Below are 21,628 nucleotides of genomic sequence, written 5' to 3' on the forward strand. Positions count from 1 at the left end.
GGAGTAGAACAATGGTAAAAGCCCAATCTTTCTCTGAGTCGGAGATTATCTATGCCGATAGTGATGGTAAACCGATGGCCGATAATACCAAACAGTTTCGCTGGATTGTGACGATTAAGGAAAATCTCGAATGTTTATTCGCAGACAATGACCATGTGTTTATCGCCGGCGATCTGTTGTGGTATCCGGTCGAGGGGGATAATAAAATCTGTCAAGCGCCGGATGCTATGGTGGTGTTTGGCAGACCCAAGGGCGATCGAGGTTCCTATAAGCAATGGTTAGAAAACCAGATTGCGCCGCAGGTGGTCTTTGAAATTCTCTCTCCGGGCAACACTAAAGCGGAAATGCGCCGAAAATGGCAATTTTATCAGCGTTTTGGCGTAGAAGAATATTATCTCTACGATCCCGATACTAATTATCTACAGGGTTGGTGGCGCAGGGGTGATCAATTGGAGATGATTCCCGCGATCGATAATTGGCAGAGTCCGCTTCTACAGATTCGTTTTCAACTGGAGAGTCCCCAGTTAGCTATTTTTTATCCCGATGGCTCGCGGTTTTTGACCACCCTAGAAATCAAGCAAAAAGCGGAATTAGCCGAACAACGGGCCGATGCCGCCGAACAGCAAGCCCAACAAGAACGTCAACGGGCCCGGGAAGCTGAGGCAAAATTAGCCCGCTTAGAGGCGCAATTACGGGCAATGGGGATTAATCTAGAGGAAAGCTAACGAGAGGCGGGAAGGACGGGATTTAACCAGTGGAGAATCTCATCTTTGAGACGGGAATTATCCCGGGCAAGTCCCTGTTTTAACCATTGGCCGATCGCATCGAGGGGAGTAAATACTTCTCCGGTTTGCCAACTGACATCTTGACTCAAGGGAGTGAGATGATTACCCGGGAGAGTTCGCAGGGCAATTAAATCATTAAAGCGTTTTTTTAGCAGGGGATTTAATACCAGAGATTGATCGATCGTGTCGTCTTGAAAACGGATTAAAAGATTGCGACGAATGGCATAATCTTGGAAAATTAACTCGTTTGTTTCTTCGGGGGAAGGGGTAAATTCGAGGTTAAAAGTGGTGTCAATTTGCAAAGGTTCGATAAAAGGAATAGCCCGACGAATGGGATAATTATTAAAGGAAATGAGGATATTTCCCGCCCGTTCCACTTCGTAGAGACTACCGATTAATAAATGTAGTTTACACCCCATACTGTGACCCAATCCGTAGATGGGGAGATAACCTTGGGGCAGACTATGATTCCAGCGCAGACGTTCAATAATATTATCAAAACGGTTTAAAACTGTGCGGGCGATCGATTTGTGATCGAGGGTATTAACAAAGGGAGTCGCGACAATAGCGTATCCTGAATTCCCAAGACTTTCTAATAACCAACGATAGGTAATATTCGGGGCTGCCGCTACAAATGCCCCCCCTAAAAAGTGGATGATACCCCTGGGACGACGGGGGAGAAAAACCCAATTACCCGCTATTTCTTGCCAATTCATAGTTAGTTATCAGTGAATTAATAACTTCTTAGTCACTCACCAAATAAAGACCACTCCCTATTATACTAAATCCTGTGGAAAAGGGATAAGCTAAGACGCATTTAAACCGCTTATTCTTAGATTAGCGGAACCTCCCCCAATCCCTTTGCTGTTGCCTTTTGCCTCTTGCATGAGTGCCTCGTCTCAACAAGCAATTTAAATTACGAACAGCTTAGGAGATTAGCCAGAGAGCAGCCCGCCGGATCAGGATAACTGTTCGCCCAAGTTATAAAAAATCGGTAGGAATAGTTCTAGGGCAGTTTTTTCTTAATAAAAGCCACTAATTGCGACATTTGTTTCTTGATAGTTTCCATTTCTGTTTGCATTTGGGCAATTTGGGCATGGAGAGTCTGAATATCAGTGCTATAATCCCCAGTGAGTTGCTGTAGTTTCGGGCTAGAAACTGTTGGTTTGGGAGAATACTGTTTTGCCTTAGCCATCGCTTCTTTAATCGCTTTTAGCAATTGTTTTTGGTCGAAAGGCTTTTCAATAAAGGCAAAATATTGGAAAGGTTCGGGGATTTTCTCTACCACCTCCTCTTTCCTTCCCGACATTAACACTAGGGGGATACTTTTGAGATTATCTTTGGTTTGGATTTGCTGAAACACCTCCCAACCGCTCATTTTCGGGAGAAGGAAGTCCAAAATAATCAAATTCGGTTTTTGGGTACGGATGAGATTATAACCCTCTAATCCGTCTTTAGCTTCGAGAAATTCAAAGTTACCCTCTGGTAACATATCGCGAATGTGCATCCTGATCACTTTACTGTCATCGATAACGATAATTTTATGATTTGACACGATAGACACCTTAGAAAAGAGACAAAAGATAAGCTCGATGATTCGAGGGGGTATTGAGGAAAACTTTCGGGATAGGCATCGAGGATTCCCAAAAACCCCTTAGAAGTTAACATACATCATAAAGAAAAAACCTCGGTTAATGTCCGAGGCTGCTGTTGTAGGAGAACTCAATGCAAAACAAAGGAAGATACCAAAACCAAAGAGGTTTTTATCGGTAAATCACCTTCGTTGTCCCATTGTAACCCCTGTTCAAGCCTATCGGGATGAAGTAGCACTTTTTAGGGCTAAATAACCTAAACCGAGACATAAAAGCGCATTTACGCCCAAAAACGCCTGAGCGATCGCACCAGAACCTAACCAGATCAGAGTAGGATGGATAATAGCGCTGATACCTAAAGTCACCGCCATGGCTAAACTGACTCCCACCGCTAACCATTTTGCTTGGGGATGACTCAAAAGCAGAGCAATCAGGACAAAGGGCAGGATAACACTGGCAAAAAGCGGATTAAGGGCAGAACTTCCCTGAATAACGCCTCCTAGGTCAGAAAGAGAACTACCCATCACTCGGAAAGGCCATTGGGGTAAATCGAAGATATAAAGACCTCTGAGGAAAAATAAGCCAGAACTGCCAAAAATTAGACCAGCATTCAAAAATCCGTTCCAGGGGAAGGGAAAATAATTTCTCAGCCACCAAGCGAGGAGATAAGAACCCAAAACCATAGCCATTTTGGGTAAAACCGCCACCGCACCGCCATCAATCCAGAAACGGGGATTGAGATAACCGTTATCGCGCAACCAACGCCAAAAATCCCGGAAAGTAATCTGTCCTTTTAATGCTAATTGTACGGCATTGCCTGCGTCTAATTGTCCGGCACCAAAATGATTAAAGGGATCATCATTGATCTTACGGGCTGACTGTTGCAAAACCTCTAAAACTGCATTGGGTTCTTTAATTCCCGTAGCCTTAATTAAAGCTACCACCCCAGCAACGTGAGGGGCTGCCATGCTGGTTCCCTGAAAACCGAGGAACGCCGGTTCACCCCCCTTAGCGGGATCGATGGTTTCTTGGATAATTTTACCCGTATCGGAGCCGCCGGGGGCAGCAATATCGATTCCGGCTCCGAAATTAGAATAGGGGGCTTTATTTCCGGAAGCATCTACCGCAGAAACGCCGATAACGTGGGGAAAACGGGCAGGATAGGCGGCGGAATTATCATCGGCATTACCGGCAGCGGCGACGATTACCACACCTTTACTATAGGCGTATTCGATCGCCTCTTTCATTACTTGGGTTTCGCCTCCACCCCCTAAACTCATATTGATGACATCGGCTTTATTATCGACGGCAAAACGGATCGCTTCGGCAATATCTCCCACGGTTCCCCCACCCGTCCCGGAAAGCACCTTGAGGGGCATAATTTTGGCTTTGTAGGCGATGCCAGCTACCCCATAGTTATTATTGGTCGATTGGGCAATTGTTCCCGCTACATGGGTTCCGTGACCGTTATCGTCCTCGGAATTGCTGCGATCATTGACGAAGTCGTAGCCTTCCACAAACTCGGTTTCTCGCAGATCGGGAACTTTTGATACACCTGTATCAATGACGGCGACGGTAATTCCTTCACCGTGATTTTCTTCCCAAGCGCGTTCGATGTTAATTCCCCGCAGGTTCCACTGTTTGCTATAGTCGGGGTCATTGGGGGCGATAAAAGCATGATAAATATAATCGGGTTCGATCGATTCGGTGTATTTTTTTAGGTCGGAATTGCGGAGAGTTTTCAGTAGTTTGCTATCTCCTGCCACGGTGTAAAGATGTTCATCAATGGAAAAAATACTATTTAAACTAGTGGTTTTTCCCGCTTTTTTGTTAACAGTATTTAACTGCTCATCGAGGACGCTGACTGGTACATCGTCCTTAAAATCGATTAAAATTGATTGATATTCGCCCCGATGTGCTAATCCAGTAAAGTTAAAGAGAGCAAATCCCAGACCGATAACAAATAGGGCTAACAATAAAATTTTTTTCATAGATTTCCTAAGAATGGATCATTACAAGCCAAGGTTTTTTTAGTTTCGATGAGAAAATCTGAGGGAAGTTCCCCTATTTTTGTCTCGATTGAGAATAGGACTAACCAGTCACAAAAAGTCACCTGTTGTTTATTTTAAGCTCGATCGCCGATCGCTGTTAATTGCCGACTGGCAAAAATAGCTTCGTAGTGGCGATAATGTTTAAATTCGAGGAGATTATAGAAAGGATCCTCTAGGAAAAAGGTTTTATGTTCGGTTATCTCCCCATTAAAGCGAGTTTTTGGTTCTAGATAAAATTTTAGTTGATTGACTCGTGCTTTTTCGAGAAGATTGTCCCAATCCCTGGCATCCGGCAGAATTAGACCAAAATGGCGGGGATAAATGCTATTTTGGGGAGTAAGAGGCATTTCGGTGACGTGAGCGACTACCTGATGACCATAGAAATTTAAGATTATCGCTTTCTCGGTTTCCCTTCCTGCTAAACAACCTAAACCATCACAGTAAAAGCTTTTAGCAGTGGACACATCGGTAATCGGAATAGCGAGATGAAAAATTGCGGGTTGATTCATGGCGATCAAGTTTATCGGCATTCTACTAGGTTCCATTCTAGCGATCGAGGGACGACTTTTCCAAGAATTTTTTTAAATTGGCAATTACCTAGGATTGGCCGAATAAATCTAAAAACCTTATTGGATAATATCTTTAGGCTTTGTTTGACATCAAAAAGTGCTGGCCTTTGCAGTAATCGGGGGGGAAAATTAGGCACTTTTTCCCTGAAAATCGATAAAACCCCACACCCTACACCCCACACCCTACACCCCACACCTTACCTAAAGACTTTGCGCAATTCTAAAACCAGCGTGTTGATAAAAATTCCGGCGAAACCAATTGCGATAGTAGGGTAGAATTTCTGTGCCGTTAGTCACCCAAGCTCCTCCTAACATCATTTTATGTTGACTATTAAAGAAAGGAGTGGAATTGTCAGTATAGAGGTAATGGGGTTCAAAGTTAGTTAGGGGATTAAAATCATCTTCTAGCCATTCCCAGACGTTACCGCGTAAGTCATAAATTTCTGAGTTATTGCCTGTATTTTTTAACATTCCCACGGGATTGGGAGAACAGAATTTTAAATTGAGGTTATAGTCATCAAAGTTATCGTTTTCTAGGGTATAACATCGATTTTTTTGACTGCCATAGGTAGCTAAATTCCACTCAGCTTCCCTCATTAAACGTATTCCTTGACCTTGAAAACGACAGTAGGCGATCGCTTCATAATAGTTCACTTCTACTGGCCAATCGAGAGGTAAATCGAGAGCATCAAACATGGCTCGATATTGATAATTTCCGCGCTCATCTACCAGCCAAAATTTAGGATATTTGACTCGATAATGATTTTTCCATTGCCAAGCTTCCTCATCCCAATAGCAGGGATTTTCGTAGCCACCATCATGGACAAATTCTTTAAATTCTCCGTTGGTAATCATATATTTACTCACCAGAAAATTGTTAACTTGAACTTGACGATAACCATACTCGTTATCCCAACCATAAACAGGAGAATCCTGGGGTTTACCAATTTCTACTATTCCCCCAGAAACCTCCACCATTTGATTAGGACTAGCTTGACCAAAAGAAGGGGCATAATGCCAACCGGAAGGACGTTGCAGACAATCTAAGGGCAGTTGTCTGAGTAACATTGAAGATGTTTCAAAGTGAACACGCTGATGCTCAATTCCCATCATTAATGACCAGAGAGAATGCTGCGGATGAATAGGAAGATTGAGGGGTACATTTTTAATTATTTCGACCACAATTTCATAGACTTGTTGCCGATATTCCCAAACTTTATCCACCCTAGGCCACTGAATATGAGCGATGGCAGAGTTTAATTCTTCAGGAGTTGCTGGATCTACTCCCACTCCAAACAATAATTCATAGTCAGGATTAGGGCTTTTTTTTAATAGGTTAACCAGTTGCAATTTATTCAGATAAAAAGCGGCAGCGTGACCTAAATAAAAAATGAGGGGATTTCTTAAATCGTCAGGGTTACAATAAAAAGCTTCTTCTTTGATGATGCTTTTTAACAGCAGCTCCTCTAATTGCCAAGCATTTTCAAAATAGTCTAGTATATTTTCTCGACTACAGTTACTTAGAGAAATAGGAGCCTGTGCTTGCATCTTTTCCATGTTTTAATGCCTCTATTACTGCTAATAATTTTCTCATTATTTACAGGGGTAATTGACACAGAATTAAACCGAATAAATTTTCAGGATCGGTGAAAACCTTGAGCGGGTTTAATCCTTTTGATTCTAGGTCTTTTTGCATAGTTGCTAGGTTGAATTTACGGGAGATTTCCGTTAAAATACTCTCCGATGCTTGAAAATTAACTGTTAAATCAAGTTTTTTGAGATGCACAGGGTGATTTTTTTGACAAATTAAATATATTTCAATTTGAGATTTATCTTGATTATAGATAGCTTGATGACTAAATAAGTCAAGGTTAAAATCAGCTTGAAAACGCCAATTTAAATGGGAAAGTATATTTAAATTAAAAGCGGCTGTTACCCCTTGAGCATCATTATAAGCTGCTTCTAGAATTGCCGCTGGTTTTTGCAGATCAATCCCTAATAAAAAATAATCTCCAGCTTTTAATACAGTGGCAATTTTTTGTAAAAATTTGTCACATTCAGCTGCAGAGAAATTACCGAAAGAACTTCCCAAGAAAAAAATCATTCTGGTATTATCGGCAGCATTTTGATAGTAGGCTAGAGCCTGTTCATAGGTTCCAATTAACCCCTGAATTGGTAAATTAGGATATTCTTTTTGTAATTCTATGGCACTAGCTTGGAGAATAGTTTCACTAACATCAATAGGTACATATTTAGAGGATTTTTTTTGCTGATAGTAAGCGTCCAATAACAGACGAGTTTTAGTGGAACTACCACTACCTAATTCGATCAATTCGCATGCTCCTGTATAAGCGACAATTTCTTGAGCATATTCCTGGAGAATAGCCGCTTCTGTCCTAGTGGGATAGTATTCTGGCAATTGACAGATTTCTTCAAAAAGTTGCGAACCTTGCCGATCATAAAAATATTTAGATGGTAAACTTTTGGGAGTTTTAGTTAATCCTTCAATCACATCTTTACCATCATCTCTAACTATATTTTGTCCCGTAGCAACGGTGGCTAAATACTCAATTTGTAACAGTTCTTGGTTAGGTTGTTTAAGTTGCATAGATTCTTCGATTATTCTCCAGTTTTTTGATTGTTCTCGATCGATACCGAGGATGAAATCCACTTGGACAGCTTCAATGCTGGCAGAGATTATTGTTCCCGGATAATCTTACCACTAAAACGCCGCAAAATTTCTCTCTCGTCTAGATAAACAAAGTTTATGGATCCTCAATAAAAGCTGTTAAATCGCTCAAGATGAGTGCTGATGTTATTCAAGTAAAATTACTGGTTTAATTAATCAGTAAAGACTGCATTTCCTCTAAGCTAAGATTTTCTTGGATATAGCGAGGATTAAGGGGATGATAGGGACTAGCAAGACGATCTATCCTAATAATTCTAGCCGTTTCAGGAATGATCGGAATATCGGGATCGTAGGGAGTGCTGCGGGTAAGGGAACTAGAAAAACCTTTAAAAATAGAGATTTCTTCCTCCTCCTCATCCACAGCAATAGTCACTAATAAAACCTCCTGGGGATTTTTGAGGGTGTATTGTTCGAGTTGTTGACCAATATTCATAGAAAAATGGCTAATCATCGATAGCTAAAAACTTACTGTTGTAAAGCTGAACGTCCCTGTTTGCCAAGGCGAATAAGAAGAAAATGGGAAAAATAGAGAGTATAAAAAGAGAGACCAACCAAACCAAAAAAGCCCAAAACATTAGCGGTAGCTTCTGAATGAAAAATCTCGCGAAACTGCCAGGGTGCTTCCTGCCAAACCTGACAATAGGGAGAATTTAGCAATTCCCCTGACATAGCACAGGAGAGAAAAGGTAAGGTAGAAATCGCGCCCAAAGGACAATAAATCGTGACTGCCCAACGCCAAGCAGTGGTGACAAATTTAATTGGACTGGAGGGTAAATCTTTAATTTCATCGTTAATATCCACCCAAAACCAGAGGGAAATCGGGATTAAAATCTTAGCTAAAAAACTGGTGACAAAACCAATCGGCCAGGAAGCGATCATTAAATATACGGTAATTAATAAAAGACTAGCCACTCGCCAATAGATAATCAACAATTTTTGTAATGATTCGATTTTTGCAAATAAAGACCAAATTAACAAAATTGCCGGAATAATCACCGTAAATAGGACGGCTAAACGATAATCTATCCAAACGAGAGGACGAAACCAAAGTTGATTCATAAATTATTTAGACATAATTACACTGTCAACATTTTACTGTCTTCCGGTGCGGGAGCCAAAATCGGCCACAGCTTGACCAACAAACAAAAAAACGAGGGGCGATCCCTTTATAGCTGAGATCGCCCTAAAGCTAGGATTCTACTGTGAGGAGAGAAAAAACCGTTGCCCGACTCCATTAATCGTCATAAACGCGACACTCGGCGGCATCGGGATTATCATCACAATACTTTTGGAAGTAGGTTTTTTGGGGGTGGTCCTGACGTTGGTGAGCGGCTTCTGCTTGTAATTCTTCCACCGCATCCCAAGCGGCGGCGCATTCGCCAGAGGTGGCACCTTCCGTACTACAGACGGTTCTGGCGTTTTCTAGCTCTTCTTGAATTTTATCTTGGATATTGCTCATGATTCCTCTGGAATTGATCTATTGACACTCTAACAATTATACAGTCACCTTCTCAAACCATAGGATCGGTTATCCCACTCGATCGCCTTTCCTGTGCTATGAAGCCGATCCTAGCGCAATTTTTGAGGAATTTAACATCAAGATTTCCTGACGGGGCCAATTTTTAGCCTACATTCCTCACTGGAGAAATGCCAGAGGAATTTTTCCCCAGGATAGACAGCGAGCAGAACCATATATCGAATCTCCCGACTTCGGGAGAATTGGGGGAGATTCGGCTAATCTGAGAATAAGCGGTTTAAATACGTCTTAGCTTATTGTCGTCATTCATCAATTACCCCCAATCCCAGAGACATTATGGCTAAGATTATTGGGTAGAGGAGGAACAAGAGAGAGAGCTATCGATGAATTAGCCAGATTATCGCCGAATAATCCCCTAAAATCGGCTTCCTTAAACTTATTGTATAATTCGAGTAGAAATCTAGAAGCGTTATCGAAAAAAACACAGGAGGATAGGGAGTTTATTATGCGTTTAGCTCCACTTTACCAACAGGATAGGGAACAAGCGGTTCAAGAAGGGGTACAGCAGGAAGCATTAAAGTTGGTTATTAGACTTCTTCAACGACGTTTCGGTGAAATACCGCAAAATCTTGAGGAAACCATCCGTAACCTTCCTGTGGAGCGGTTAGAAGACTTAGGACTCGCTTTATTAGACTTTGACAATCTGACGGATTTAGATGACTGGTTGCATCCGTGAGCAATGGCGATCATCTCATTCATCCTTGATTATTCTATAGTTAAGGGGTCAACATCGATCGCCATACTTACCTTGGCTAAAACTAAGCTTTTCAAAGGACGCAAAAGACCACTGATATCAGCCTTGTCTCCTGATAATTTTAACAGAATTTGCCAGCGATAACGGTTAGCCACGCGCATAATTGTTGCGGGTGCGGGTCCCAAAATATCCCAATCGGAACCGAAATTATTAACACATTCCTCTGCGACATTTTCAGCACTTTTCTGCACTGCTTCCCCATCTAAACCACTAAAGCGAATTAAGACTAAACTGCCGTAGGGAGGATAATTTAACCCCTCTCTCTGCATTAATTCCGTCTCGACAAAACCCTCATAATCGTGGGTTTGTACTGCTCTAATCACGGGATGTTCGGGAGTATAGGTCTGGATAATTACCTTTCCTTCTGTGTCTCCCCTTCCTGCTCTCCCTGCTACTTGAGTGAGGGTTTGAAAAGCGCGTTCGGAGGCGCGATAATCGGAGTGATAAAGTAAACCATCGGCTGCCATTACTCCTACTAAAGTAACTCGATCGATATCTAATCCTTTGGTGAGCATTTGGGTTCCGACTAAGACATCGAATTCACCATCAGTAAATAGTTTTAATAGTTCCCGGGGAGCATTTTTGTTGCGGGTGGTATCACTATCAAAACGCAGGCAGCGCAAATCAGGAAATTCTTTGCTTAATTCTTGGGTGACGCGCTGAGTACCAGTACCGAAAAATTTTAGATAGGGAGAACCGCATTCAGGACATTGTTTCGGATGGATGCGACCATAGTTGCAGTAGTGACAGCGGAGTAATTCTTGCGCTCCCGGTTCGGTGTGGTGATAGGAGAGGGAGACATCACAGTGGGGACACTCCAGCACATAACCGCAACTTCGGCAAGATACAAAGGTACTATGTCCCCGACGACTGACAAATAAAATTGCCTGTTCTCCCTTGTCGCGCAGGGTTTCCAGCGCTGAACGCAGGGATTGACTGAAAAGAGAACGATTACCTCGCTGCAATTCTCGTCGCATATCGACGATTTCCACCTGCGGTAAGGGGCGATTTTGAATACGATCGGGCAAAGATAGGTAAAGAGGGGGATTAGCTTGGGATTCTAGCCATGTTTCTAGGGATGGCGTGGCCGAGCCTAAAATTACGGGACAATGGTTTAATTGAGAGCGCCATTTAGCCACGGTACGCGCGTGATAGGTGGGAAGTAATTGACTTTGTTTAAAGCTGCTATCGTGTTCTTCATCGAGGATAATCATGCCTAGATGGGGTAAAGGGGCAAAAATCGCCGATCTCGTCCCGATAATAACTTGTGGGGTTCCTGTCAACATCTGTCGCCAAGTATCGTATCTTTCTCCTTCCGAGAGGGCGCTATGATAAACATAGACTCGATCGCCAAAACGGGCCACAAAACGATCGGTTAGTTGCGGTGTTAATCCAATTTCGGGGACTAAAACCAAAGCAGATTTACCCGCTGCTAGGATAGGTGCGATCGCCTGTAGATAGACTTCTGTTTTACCCGATCCCGTCACTCCATGTAAGAGAGTGCTTTCACCACCTTTTAGGGTTTGAATAGCTTCTAAAGCCTGTTTTTGGCTAGAAGTGAGTGTTTTTGGTTGATCCCTGCTCATAATCGCCGAGGATAAGCGGAGAAATTCCCGCTCCTGAACAACTACGTAACCCTTGTCAATGAGTGGTTTAAAATGTTTTGTCCCCGCAAGTTGTGCCAATTCTGGCAGCCACATTTCCCCTCCCTGGTGACGTAAAATTTCGACAATTTTGCGTTGATTTTCGGTTAAATCCGTAGGAAAGTCGGTTATCAGCAAGGTAATAGCTTTTTTTAGCTTAATATTAGGACTTTTGGGTGCTTCTAGATAACTTTCTACCCAACCGCGCTTAACTAAGTCTCGGATACCGTAATTAGCATTTTTTACTTTTTCTTGCAGGTATTTCGCCGAATAATCGCCTTCTTTTTGATTTTTGAGCAGGGATAAAATCTGACGGGAGAAGGGAGTACAAAAAACTTCCGCACCGGGAGGAATCGCTTCTGGTTTTAATCTGATGCGACGTTGAGAACTTCGCAGTAAACCAGGAGGTAAAGCGACGCGAACAACGGTGATTAAATCCGTGGCATAGTATTGGGCGATTTTCGTCAATAACTGCCAATAATTATCGGGGAAAAAGCCCTGAGCAATCACATCTTCCACGGGACGAATTTGACTTTCTTCCAGTCCTGCGGGCAAATTTTCGAGAAATCTAAGAGCAATTCCCCCTATGACCTGAGAACCGAAAGGAACGCTTAAAATATCGCCGATTTCTACCGTTAAATCCGAGGGGACACTATAGGTTAATATTTGCTGATCCTCTTGACTATCTCTGGGATAAGGGCGATCGACCAAAACCTCTAACCACAGTTGCCCAGTTGTGGTTAATTGGTAAGGTGTGCGAGGTTCCCCTACAGTTAGGGTAGCATGGCGATCGAGCATGGTTATCAGTTATTAGCTGTGGATAGTCTTAAGTGGAAAATTGCCGTTTTCCGTTGCCATCTCCTGAAGCTTAAAAACCTAAAGTTCATTGATTTAAAGCATCTTTAAGAGCAGTGCGAGCGGCCAGATGATTGCGAGTCGAGGTGAGAATTTCCGATTCTCGTTGCAGACGACTGACTGTATCGACCATTTCTAATAAAGCTTGTTGCTCCCCGGCCACACCGTAGAGATTACCCGCCACCCAGTAGGATAATTCGAGGGGAAGACTAGGCAAATCGTCGGGGAGTTCAATTTTTTGAGCGGTTAATTTTGCTGACAAATGAACCACATCCCGCAGCAGTCGATCCACTTCTTTGGCCAGAGGTCGCAGATCTTGGGTGGTGGGGACATCTTCAATCCACTCCACTAAACCGACGCGATAGGGTTTTTCCCGGATGTATTCTAGGACGCGGAAGCGCTGTTGACCGATGGTGAGAATTTTTAAGCGATCATCCGGAAGACGTTGACAACGGACAACTTCCGCACAACTTCCCACTTTAGCGATTTCTCCCGTGGACGGATCTACCATTAAGACCCCAAAACGCCGATCCTCTTCCAATATCGTATTCATCATAATCCGATAGCGAAACTCGAAGATGTGCAGGGGCAGGGGACGACCCGGAAATAAAACAACTTCGGGTAGGGGAAAGAGAGGTAATTCTCTAACGGCAATGGAAGAAGTGGCCATAGGTTTAGTAAAAAAAAACCGATCTTCTCTTATTTTTACACAATCCCCCCTGAACCGCTAGGTAGGGGTAATGGACAGGAGTCAATCTCGACGTACAGAAATACTAAAAAATTAACAAAACCCTTATGGAGCTTCTCAGAAAAAATTCAAAAGAGGCTACTGGGTACATTTTTCACTTGAAAATGGACGTTCGGCGATGCTCAGTCGAGCCGTCGAGCCGCTTTACCGTTGACTGTATCTGAAGTAGAGCGATTCTGTGGAGTTGGCTGTCTAGCGATCGCTAACTTGATCGTAACAGATAGTGTCATCAATCTCTAGAGTAAGCGATTTCCTCTGTAGCCATGTTTAGATAGCTAGTACATTTACACTAGAGAAGTTCAGTTATATCAAAGAATTTTAGTTATCTGGCTCTTCGGTTTATGTTATGCAATGAACGGGGGTTATAGAGGATGTAAACCTTGTATAGAAAGGCATTTAGCGATTTTTGTCAATTATTTTTGTCTAGAGCGAACTAATCAATTAAGTCTCTTGCCAGATAAGGATTTAGTCGATTTATGCTCCCCTATAGAACCATACCAAGTAACGAAGAGCCTTTTTTTTAGCATACTTACTCTCCAGCTAATCGAAGAACATCATTGACAACTTTATCAGTTAGCCACATTCCTTGATGGCGTAACTTAGCAATAACGGGAGCAACAGAAGATAGATAGCCCTGCTGCTTCGCTTTAACTAAAACACCAAGCGTTCCTGAATATTTTAAGCGATATAAATTGGCAATACGTCGGGCTAATTGATCATCAAAAATCAGTAAACTATCTGGATTTTCTAATCCCAAAGCTAATACCTCTGCTTCTCCTTGCCCTAAATCAATAATAGCTGGAATTAGACTGACTGATTTAACCAGAGTAATTGAAATCCCTTCAATTGCCTGAATATTGGGAACATCAATTCCTTTATTTTTACCGATTGCTAATTCTTCGACCACTGCTGGAGGAGTCAGGATTTGAGAATACAAGCGTTGGAGTAATTCCAAGTAGCCCACTTGATGTAAGTACAGTAGAGGAGAGGTGTTGACAATGATTTGAGGATTAGGCATTGACAATATCTTGTTCCAATTGTTCAGTCGTTAAAGAAAAAGGGGAGACTTGATAACGTCCCAAAATAGTTAAAAATTCTACCCGTGACATACCGGCTAATTGTGCCGCTCGCCCTGAAGATAACTTATCAAGTTCAAAAAGTTTAACGGCTGCCAATATTTTTAATTCTCTTGATAGATTTTCAGGAGTTTCTTTGAGACTAATTAAGATTTCTTCAGGGATTTCCAGGGAAATAGTGCTCATTTTCTTTCTCTCTCAATAATTGTCTCTATTCTACACCAATAAAATTAGTCCTTCTCTGTGAGCAGAATCAGTAACGGGTTTCCCCCCTCCAACCGACAGAATAGGCAGGTGCAGCCTATCTTGTCTTTAAGGATTTGGAAACCAAACCTCTGCGGTTTTATGGCAATGTATGGGTAGCGGATGGGGTTTCAGGTGGGGTTGCTAATTTTAGCGAATAAAAAAGGCAAGCTCTATCGATCGAGAACTTCTTTTAACGCAATTTAGTTCAAATGTACGGGGGGAGAAAGAGATAATTGTTGCATAGTGAAATACAGATGATTATGGTAGAAAAAACTGATTGAATAGCAGAAAACTACCCCAACCCTAACGAGAACATCTCAATTTGTCAATGACTCTCAAACAACTACCTGACTTAGAGAATCTTGATTCTGGCTTTTTTGTAAGAGTTGAATGGGTTGATGAGTAACCAGAGAATAGAGAACATCAGGGTCAGAAACGTTGAATCCTGTAATAAAACTTTACATTGACAAGTATGGTTCTTCGTTACTTAGTATAGTTCGATAGGGTGGCATAAATCGACTAAATTCTTATCTGGCAAAAGACTTAATTGATTAGTTCGCTCTAGATCGAAAACAATTGACAAAAATCGCTAAATGCCTTTCTCTATAAAAGTTTCATTCCTTATAATCCTGTACGTTGCATAACACAAACCGAAGAACCTTATTTAGGGTTTGCGGCAAAAAGCTTTTCGGTGGTGGCAGGGTGTGGGGTAGTGGGGTAGTGGAGCATTTGGCTGAAATTTCCCTAAACCCCTAAATCCCTATCACCCTATCTCCCGACTCCTGACTCCTGACTCCGCGAGCAGCAATTCTCATTTTGAAACGATTTTGCGTTGTTTCAGCGATCTAGAGATTCGTTAAGAATTATTAACCCCTCTGGGTGCAAGGGTTTTAATGTCATGAAACCTTAAAATGAGAATTGCTGCTCCGCGAGGGATTAACTTGCTTGGGAAGAAACCTCAAAACCCGATAACTCGCGAAAACGGATCTCATCGCGGTGGGGATCAGAGCGACTAACTTGTACTTGAAAGCGATCGCCTAAAGATACCGAGCGCTCAAAACGATGGGGTAATTCTAACCCCAATTCCTCCAATAAAATCAAGCCTAAATTTTCCTCTTCCCGCAGCCAGCGTAATACCAGAGCTTGCCAGACTTGATCTCCCTGTCGTCGCAAAAATTCCAAACTCCAATAACGATTAGTTTGTCGTTCCACCGAGGTGGCTTCCACGGCCGAACTAGCGACACTATAGAGAATTTCCTGCATTCTATCCCGGGTAAAAGGCAGTTGATCGCCCCGAAGATGGGCTTTTAGTTGAAAATGGGTTAAAAGGTCAGTATAACGGCGAATTGGCGAAGTTACTTGGGAATAGGTATTCAATCCCAGACTAGCATGACGGTTAGGAATCGTCGTCATCTCACTGCGCGGCATACAGCGACGCAAGGCACAGGAACGCACCGGGCCCGCAGGTAGTAAAATTAACTCCTCATCGGGGGGTAATTCCGGTTGTGGTTGTCCGCGGAAAGGCACGGGGATCTCGTGTTCTTGACAGTAGCGACCGGCGATTTCTCCGGCTAAAATCATCATTTCCGCTACTAATTGCCGAGATGGGGAAACTTCCTGCAATTCTACGATAATTTCGTCGTTAGCCTTCACCTTAATAGATGATTCTGGCATTTGGATGTTAATCGATCCCTGAGATTTGCGCCATGCGTGGCGTTGTTTTGCCCAACGGTTGAGAATCTTCACTTCCGGTTCATGCTGCAGATCCAGATGTAACATTTCGTCCACATCTTCGTAGGTGAGGCGATAGGTAGGTTTAATTGTACTAGGATGGATGCGATAATCGGCGATCGCCCCCGTTTCATCGAGGATTACCCCAAAACTCAATGCGGGACAAAGTTTACCCTGTACCAAACTCATTGGACCGGCGGCCAACTCTAGGGGAAACATGGGAACCATTCCCGTGGGAAGATAGAGACTGGTACTGCGACGACGCGCTTCTAGGTCTAATTCGTCATCGGGAAGCACTAAACGGCTAGGATCGGCAATATGAATCCAGAGACGATGACCACCATCCGCGAGAATTTCCACCGATAATCCGTCATCGATTTCCTCGGTACTTTCATCGTCGATGGTATAAATTTTTTGGTGGGTTAAATCAAGACGATTGTTGACATCCGCATCCGCAGGGGGATTGAGTAAATTAAGACGCGTCACATCAAGTACCTTTTTCGAGAATTGAACAGGGTAGGAACTGCGTCGCAGGAAAAGGTTTTCGTGACTACTCCACCATTTCAAATCGACTAACAATTCAAAAGCAGCCTCGGGGGTTTGGGAACGGCCCAGCAGCGAGAGTATGTCCATGACTGCCGGATATTTTTGTTCGGGTTGGAGGATAAATTTTTCTAGAGATTCCAGACGACTTCGATCGCTTTCTGACCATTCTACCGTTTCACCGGCTAGGGCCTGTTGGAGACGTTGGAGAAATTGGCTTTTTTCCCGTTGACGCTGTTGTTCCACCTCTAGCTGGTGTTTGATTTCCTCTACCTGATTTTCCGAGCGGGCCTCGTAACCATCCCCTTTATTTTTAAAATAAACTTTATCATCACTCAAGAGACAATGGGCTGCATAGCAAAACTGGGGACTGCGATCGGAAAAGAGGATCTCGGCCATGGTTTCGGGAGTGACTAACTGATTTTCCCCAGCTAATAATTCCCAGGCCACTTCTAAACCACTAGGGTCTAGATAGGGTTGGACTTCCCGCAGAAAATTGCCAATCTCCTTATGGTTGGACGGACCACCCTTGATAATGTAATCGAAGCGTTGGGGACGCAGTTTATGCGGGTTTCCCCCTTGATCGATGACGATCCAATCTTTTTTCCCTTCTGGGCGATCGATCACCCCTAAGCGCCTTTCTCCTTGCACCCGAAATTCTACCAGCGTTCCCTTTTCCACTGCTTCCCCTTACTGCCTATCTATTTTGTCTATTTTCTATCATCCTCGATCGATTACTCGATCGGCAAGAGCAATCATCAATCCCCACCCACTAGATAGGTATAACGTCGCAAACTGCGTTCATAATCCTGTAGGAGTAATTGGGATTCTTCCACCGTCATGCGATTTTCCTGCAAAGCTTGTTCACAACGAAGACGAATTCTTTCTAACAGGTCTTCCGCAGAATACTGCACATAACCTAATACTTCCGTGATCGTATCTCCTTTGACTAGATACTCGATATCGTATCCCTTGGGACTCATCTGAATATGTACCACGTTAGTATCGCCAAAAAGATTATGTAAATTGCCCATAATCTCTTGATAAGCACCCACCAAAAACATTCCTAGATAATAGGGTTCTGGAGAATGTTTCCCGTTTTTGTACTCCAACGGATGCAATTCTAAAACAGATTTTACGTCCCCGCGCAAATCGATAAACTGGGCAATTTTCCCATCACTATCACAGGTTAAATCGGCGAGAATTCCTCTTTGAGTAGGTTCTCGATCGAGACGATGGATCGGCATAATTGGAAATAGTTGATCGATCGCCCAACTATCGGGAACTGACTGAAAAACCGAGAGATTGGCATAATAAATTGAGGCCATAATTTGCTCTAAGTCTTCCAAGTCATCGGGAACATAATCCTCTTGTCGGGCCACTTGCAGAATTTTGTGACAACAAGCCCAGTACAATTGTTCGGCTCTCGCCCGTTCTTTGAGACTGAGATAACCGAAATTAAACAGACTAATCGCCTCCTCTTTGAACTGTCCCGCATCGTGATAAGCTTCCTGATAATTGCGCTCATCGATACCCGTGTAGGTTTCCCAGAGATTACGGAGGATGAGGTGTTCTTTCCCATTGCAGGGATCGGGGGGATTTTGGGGAACCTCACTACTACCCAAGATATCAAAGACTAACACCGATTGATGAGAAGCGATCGCCCGGCCACTTTCACTGATGAGAATTGGGGGTGAAATCTGGGCATCTTCACAAGCTTCTTTGACTTCAGCCACGATATCATTGGCATAATTCTGCATATTGTAGTTTTTTGAGGCGTAGAAGTTAGTTTTTGAGCCATCGTAATCGACCCCTAAACCACCCCCCACATCGAGATAGGTCATATTTGCCCCTAATTTCGCTAATTCCACATAAATCTGACTAGCTTCGCGAATGGCATCCTTAATGACGCTAATAGCGGAGATTTGCGACCCGATATGATAGTGCAGCAGTTGCAGACAATCTAACATCCCCGCTTGTTCTAATTCCGTCACCACCGTCAAGATTTCCGGGACGGTTAAACCGAATTTTGCCCGGTCTCCCGTGGAACATCCCCAACGGCCCACCCCTTTTGTCCCCAGTTTCGCACGCACTCCCAAATGTGGGGCAATTCCTAACTGACGACTGACGCGCAGGGTTAAATATAATTCTTCCAATTGTTCGATGACAATCAAAGGCCGATGACCGAGACGAGTGGTCAAAAGAGCAGTTTCTAGGTATTCTTTGTCCTTATAGCCGTTACAAATTAGCAATGGTTGTGTTTTATCATTTTTGCCGCTTAAGACAGGTTCTAGGGTAGCTAAAGCAATCATTAGCTCTGGTTTTGAACCAGCCTCCAACCCAAATTGATAGGGTTTGCCAAAACGCACTAAAGACTCGACGATGTGACGGTGTTGATTGCACTTGATCGGATAGACACCGCGATAGACATTGGGATAATTATAACGGGCGATCGCTCGATTAAAACAGGCATTCAGACGCTCGATCCGGTCTTCCAAAATATCACTAAACCGAATTAGTAAGGGCAAACCGATATTTCGCCGCTTAATTCCTGAAACTAACTCGTATAAGTCCAAAGAACCTCCCCTTTCTCCTTGGGGCGAAACGGTAATATTTCCCGCGGCATTAATCGAGAAATAGGGTTCTCCCCATCCTTGGATGCGATAGAGATTTTCGCTATCTTCGATCGACCAGTGTTTAACGGGGGCAACTTTTTCGAGGTTGTCACCGTCAGAAGGGGTCAGATCGACTGGAGATAATTGCTTTTCTAGTTTCTTAAGTTGAGTTTTACCCGCCATTGTCTATCGATCGCTCCGTGTGAGACTCAGATATTCTATCTTAAGTCAGACTTCCTGTCTGCGACCAAGATTCCGATCGTGATAGAATCTATTAGCCATCAGGAGGCAAAAGGCAAGGGGCCGCTTTGTACACCCTAAAGCCCACCCCCCAATCTCCCCATTCCCCCATCACCCCAACACCCTTCTACCAAAAATTTTATACTGAACTGCTTATGAATTTATTAGACTCAAAAGGACGTTTATTCGGTAAATTTAGCTTGCTTGATATTGGAGCGGCCTTAGTAATTTTATTGACAATTATCGGTATTTTTGTTGTACCGGGGACAAGTGGTAAAAGTACGATCGCTCAAGTTACCAAAGAACCCATAGAAGTGGATGTTATTGTCCGAGGTTTAAGTGTTCTCAATCCCAATGCTTTGATTAATCAATTCAATACCGAGAAGAAAACTAATATTGTTATTCGTAATCAACCGGCCGGTCAAGTGGATATAAAAAATGTTAAAGCTTTATCGAGAAATGTCTTAGTTCCGCAGCCAGATGGTAGTGTGAAAGTCCTACCCGATCCCCGCACAGAAAACTATTCTCAAGATATGATTATGACTCTCAGTGGTCAAGCGGAAGTTACCGATACCGGTGCGGTTGTTGGCGGTCAAAAGGTGAAAATTGGCACTTTAATCGAGTTGGAAGGAGATAATTATAATTTCAACACCAGTGTTATCGATGTCCGTTTACCAAAAAGGTCTTAATCAGTAATCAGTGACCAGTGAGCAGTGACCAGTAATCAGTGACCAGTAATCAGTGACCAGTAATCAGTGACCAGTAATCAGTGACCAGTAATCAGTGAAAAGACAGTAGGAAACTTCTAAGTACCTAAGCAAAATTAATTACACATATCTAACCACCTCTTGCCTCCTGCCTCTTGCCTTTTGCCTATCTTGACTAGGAAATTAATTTTGCACGACTACTTATTTAATAACACTGCTCACTTGAAAACTCAAATCCGATAACTGATAACTTACCCACTGATAACTGATAACTGATAACTGATAAGGGGATTAACTGCTATTTATACACCGCCTTTAGCTCGTTTGATCGAGCAGTTACAAAAATTACCCGGGGTGGGACCAAAAAGCGCCCAACGTCTGGCCCTGTATATTCTCAAACGACCGGAACAGGATGCGATCGAATTAGCCCAGGCGATCGTAGCAGCGAAAAAACAAGTAGGATTATGTCAGGTTTGTTTTCATCTTTCGGCCGAACCGATCTGTGAAATTTGCCGCAATCCCAACCGAGAAACGGGGACTATCTGTGTGGTAGCTGACTCCAGAGATGTGATTGCTTTGGAGAAAACTAGGGAATATTCGGGCAAATATCACGTTTTAGGGGGTGTTATCTCACCTATGGATGGTATTGGACCGGATCAATTAAATATACAGTCTTTAGTCACCAGAGTCAGCCAGAAAAAAATTCAGGAAGTTATCTTAGCTATCAGTCCCAGTGTCGAGGGGGAAACCACGACTTTGTATATCGGGGGTTTACTAAAACCCTTCACTAAAGTTACCCGTATCGCTTTTGGGTTGCCCATGGGCGGCGATCTAGAATACGCTGATGAAGTAACTTTAGCGAGAGCTTTAGAAGGTCGTCGGGAATTATAGAGCAGGGTGTGATACTAAATCCAGTTATTAAAAACTGATTATTTATTCTCCGTTTTGCATGAGTGCATGAGTAGAAAACGGGTTTCTCGGAGAAACCCGTTTTCTGTGCGTTACTCAACGGATTTAGTATGAGGTTTTGATCAGTTGACTTCTTGGCGAATAATCGAGCATTTGTAGCCGAAGATACAGTTTTATACTGCGTCTTATGCATAGTTGCAGAATTTGTAGCTGCAGAAATCTTTGGGGGGGAATCACCAGCAACTGCACGGGAGAAAGAGAGATCGCTGTTAAAGACTTTAAAGGCCGTTCTAGAATCGCCATTTCGCCGAAACAGTCGCCGTTTCCACAGATTTCCT

At 43.1% G+C, this 21,628-nt stretch carries 19 protein-coding genes and 1 pseudogene; 4 read left to right on the forward strand and 16 right to left on the reverse strand.

The genetic code is table 11. The features are described 5' to 3' along the window. The first annotated feature begins 11 nt into the window (after window positions 1-11). Window positions 12-725, forward strand: coding sequence for a Uma2 family endonuclease (locus ACE3JL_RS05185; RefSeq protein WP_375328990.1), 714 nt, complete (start codon window positions 12-14; stop codon window positions 723-725). Here the strand turns inward: ACE3JL_RS05185 and ACE3JL_RS05190 are convergent. The 9 genes from ACE3JL_RS05190 to ACE3JL_RS05230 form a co-directional block, all read right to left on the reverse strand. Beyond that, on the reverse strand, window positions 722-1,501 hold the full coding sequence (locus ACE3JL_RS05190; RefSeq protein ID WP_004162891.1) for a DUF1350 family protein: 780 nt from the start codon (window positions 1,499-1,501) through the stop codon (window positions 722-724). The genes ACE3JL_RS05185 and ACE3JL_RS05190 overlap by 4 nt on opposite strands. A 290-nt stretch (window positions 1,502-1,791) precedes the next feature. Next, window positions 1,792-2,340 carry a response regulator gene (locus ACE3JL_RS05195; protein ID WP_375328991.1) on the reverse strand — a complete coding sequence of 183 codons (549 nt, stop codon included), beginning with the start codon at window positions 2,338-2,340 and terminating at the stop codon, window positions 1,792-1,794. Between the two features lie 255 nt (window positions 2,341-2,595). Next, window positions 2,596-4,368: a S8 family peptidase gene (locus tag ACE3JL_RS05200; RefSeq protein ID WP_271992330.1), complete on the reverse strand. Its 1,773-nt coding sequence runs from the start codon at window positions 4,366-4,368 to the stop codon at window positions 2,596-2,598. 134 nt (window positions 4,369-4,502) lie between these two features. After that, the gene (locus tag ACE3JL_RS05205; protein ID WP_002740177.1) at window positions 4,503-4,937 is read right to left on the reverse strand and encodes a VOC family protein; all 435 of its coding nucleotides are present in this window, start codon (window positions 4,935-4,937) and stop codon (window positions 4,503-4,505) included. Window positions 4,938-5,198: 261 nt separating this feature from the next. Beyond that, a complete protein-coding gene (gene ovoA, locus ACE3JL_RS05210; RefSeq protein ID WP_375328992.1) occupies window positions 5,199-6,554 on the reverse strand; it encodes a 5-histidylcysteine sulfoxide synthase in 1,356 nt (451 codons plus the stop codon). 40 nt (window positions 6,555-6,594) lie between these two features. Next, complete coding sequence (gene egtD, locus ACE3JL_RS05215) at window positions 6,595-7,605, reverse strand: L-histidine N(alpha)-methyltransferase (RefSeq protein ID WP_375329585.1); 1,011 nt, start codon at window positions 7,603-7,605, stop codon at window positions 6,595-6,597. A 229-nt stretch (window positions 7,606-7,834) separates the two neighbouring features. Next, window positions 7,835-8,119, reverse strand: coding sequence for a hypothetical protein (locus tag ACE3JL_RS05220; RefSeq protein WP_271992328.1), 285 nt, complete (start codon window positions 8,117-8,119; stop codon window positions 7,835-7,837). A 32-nt stretch (window positions 8,120-8,151) separates the two neighbouring features. Further along, window positions 8,152-8,745: a DUF3177 family protein gene (locus ACE3JL_RS05225; protein WP_375328993.1), complete on the reverse strand. Its 594-nt coding sequence runs from the start codon at window positions 8,743-8,745 to the stop codon at window positions 8,152-8,154. 175 nt (window positions 8,746-8,920) lie between these two features. Continuing rightward, window positions 8,921-9,145 carry a Calvin cycle protein CP12 gene (locus ACE3JL_RS05230; protein WP_046661993.1) on the reverse strand — a complete coding sequence of 75 codons (225 nt, stop codon included), beginning with the start codon at window positions 9,143-9,145 and terminating at the stop codon, window positions 8,921-8,923. Between the two features lie 313 nt (window positions 9,146-9,458). Between ACE3JL_RS05230 and ACE3JL_RS05235 the strand changes: the two are divergent. After that, window positions 9,459-9,899: pseudogene (locus ACE3JL_RS05235) on the forward strand (DUF4351 domain-containing protein); the annotation flags it as partial. 29 nt (window positions 9,900-9,928) lie between these two features. Here the strand turns inward: ACE3JL_RS05235 and priA are convergent. The 6 genes from priA to speA all read right to left on the reverse strand — a co-directional run bounded on the left by priA (window position 9,929) and on the right by speA (window position 19,617). Beyond that, window positions 9,929-12,418 (reverse strand): primosomal protein N', encoded by a 2,490-nt coding sequence (gene priA / locus ACE3JL_RS05240; RefSeq protein ID WP_375328994.1) that lies wholly within the window; start codon window positions 12,416-12,418, stop codon window positions 9,929-9,931. Between the two features lie 85 nt (window positions 12,419-12,503). Beyond that, window positions 12,504-13,145 carry an LON peptidase substrate-binding domain-containing protein gene (locus ACE3JL_RS05245; RefSeq protein ID WP_271987804.1) on the reverse strand — a complete coding sequence of 214 codons (642 nt, stop codon included), beginning with the start codon at window positions 13,143-13,145 and terminating at the stop codon, window positions 12,504-12,506. A gap of 607 nt (window positions 13,146-13,752) precedes the next feature. Next, on the reverse strand, window positions 13,753-14,241 hold the full coding sequence (locus ACE3JL_RS05250) for a DUF3368 domain-containing protein (RefSeq protein ID WP_271987806.1): 489 nt from the start codon (window positions 14,239-14,241) through the stop codon (window positions 13,753-13,755). Then, on the reverse strand, window positions 14,234-14,485 hold the full coding sequence (locus ACE3JL_RS05255; RefSeq protein ID WP_002764591.1) for a UPF0175 family protein: 252 nt from the start codon (window positions 14,483-14,485) through the stop codon (window positions 14,234-14,236). Before ACE3JL_RS05255 ends, ACE3JL_RS05250 begins: the two co-directional genes overlap by 8 nt. Before the next feature lie 996 nt (window positions 14,486-15,481). Continuing rightward, complete coding sequence (locus ACE3JL_RS05260; protein WP_271987807.1) at window positions 15,482-17,500, reverse strand: ribonuclease catalytic domain-containing protein; 2,019 nt, start codon at window positions 17,498-17,500, stop codon at window positions 15,482-15,484. Window positions 17,501-17,577: 77 nt separating this feature from the next. Next, window positions 17,578-19,617 carry a biosynthetic arginine decarboxylase gene (gene speA, locus ACE3JL_RS05265; protein WP_375328995.1) on the reverse strand — a complete coding sequence of 680 codons (2,040 nt, stop codon included), beginning with the start codon at window positions 19,615-19,617 and terminating at the stop codon, window positions 17,578-17,580. A gap of 212 nt (window positions 19,618-19,829) precedes the next feature. Between speA and ACE3JL_RS05270 the strand changes: the two genes are divergently transcribed. Further along, window positions 19,830-20,363: a DUF4330 domain-containing protein gene (locus ACE3JL_RS05270; protein WP_193960299.1), complete on the forward strand. Its 534-nt coding sequence runs from the start codon at window positions 19,830-19,832 to the stop codon at window positions 20,361-20,363. A 318-nt stretch (window positions 20,364-20,681) separates the two neighbouring features. Beyond that, on the forward strand, window positions 20,682-21,272 hold the full coding sequence (gene recR / locus ACE3JL_RS05275; protein WP_043999193.1) for a recombination mediator RecR: 591 nt from the start codon (window positions 20,682-20,684) through the stop codon (window positions 21,270-21,272). A gap of 123 nt (window positions 21,273-21,395) precedes the next feature. On the opposite strand, the gene ACE3JL_RS05280 is transcribed toward recR, so the two are convergent. Next, window positions 21,396-21,623: a cyclic nucleotide-binding domain-containing protein gene (locus ACE3JL_RS05280; RefSeq protein ID WP_375329586.1), complete on the reverse strand. Its 228-nt coding sequence runs from the start codon at window positions 21,621-21,623 to the stop codon at window positions 21,396-21,398. Window positions 21,624-21,628: the final 5 nt, after the last annotated feature.

It is taken from the genome of Microcystis sp. BLCC-F210 (genome assembly GCF_042134685.1).
GTDB lineage: Bacteria > Cyanobacteriota > Cyanobacteriia > Cyanobacteriales > Microcystaceae > Microcystis > Microcystis aeruginosa_D.

Coding starts and splice junctions, on each gene's coding strand:
- ACE3JL_RS05185 (WP_375328990.1), top strand. CDS start 12: ATGGTAAAAGCCCAATCTTTCTCTGAGTCGGAGATTATCTATGCCGAT.
- ACE3JL_RS05190 (WP_004162891.1), bottom strand. CDS start 1,501: ATGAATTGGCAAGAAATAGCGGGTAATTGGGTTTTTCTCCCCCGTCGT.
- ACE3JL_RS05200 (WP_271992330.1), bottom strand. CDS start 4,368: ATGAAAAAAATTTTATTGTTAGCCCTATTTGTTATCGGTCTGGGATTT.
- ACE3JL_RS05205 (WP_002740177.1), bottom strand. CDS start 4,937: ATGAATCAACCCGCAATTTTTCATCTCGCTATTCCGATTACCGATGTG.
- ovoA (WP_375328992.1), bottom strand. CDS start 6,554: ATGGAAAAGATGCAAGCACAGGCTCCTATTTCTCTAAGTAACTGTAGT.
- egtD (WP_375329585.1), bottom strand. CDS start 7,605: ATGCAACTTAAACAACCTAACCAAGAACTGTTACAAATTGAGTATTTA.
- ACE3JL_RS05220 (WP_271992328.1), bottom strand. CDS start 8,119: ATGAATATTGGTCAACAACTCGAACAATACACCCTCAAAAATCCCCAG.
- ACE3JL_RS05225 (WP_375328993.1), bottom strand. CDS start 8,745: ATGAATCAACTTTGGTTTCGTCCTCTCGTTTGGATAGATTATCGTTTA.
- ACE3JL_RS05230 (WP_046661993.1), bottom strand. CDS start 9,145: ATGAGCAATATCCAAGATAAAATTCAAGAAGAGCTAGAAAACGCCAGA.
- priA (WP_375328994.1), bottom strand. CDS start 12,418: ATGCTCGATCGCCATGCTACCCTAACTGTAGGGGAACCTCGCACACCT.
- ACE3JL_RS05245 (WP_271987804.1), bottom strand. CDS start 13,145: ATGGCCACTTCTTCCATTGCCGTTAGAGAATTACCTCTCTTTCCCCTA.
- ACE3JL_RS05250 (WP_271987806.1), bottom strand. CDS start 14,241: ATGCCTAATCCTCAAATCATTGTCAACACCTCTCCTCTACTGTACTTA.
- ACE3JL_RS05255 (WP_002764591.1), bottom strand. CDS start 14,485: ATGAGCACTATTTCCCTGGAAATCCCTGAAGAAATCTTAATTAGTCTC.
- speA (WP_375328995.1), bottom strand. CDS start 19,617: ATGGCGGGTAAAACTCAACTTAAGAAACTAGAAAAGCAATTATCTCCA.
- ACE3JL_RS05270 (WP_193960299.1), top strand. CDS start 19,830: ATGAATTTATTAGACTCAAAAGGACGTTTATTCGGTAAATTTAGCTTG.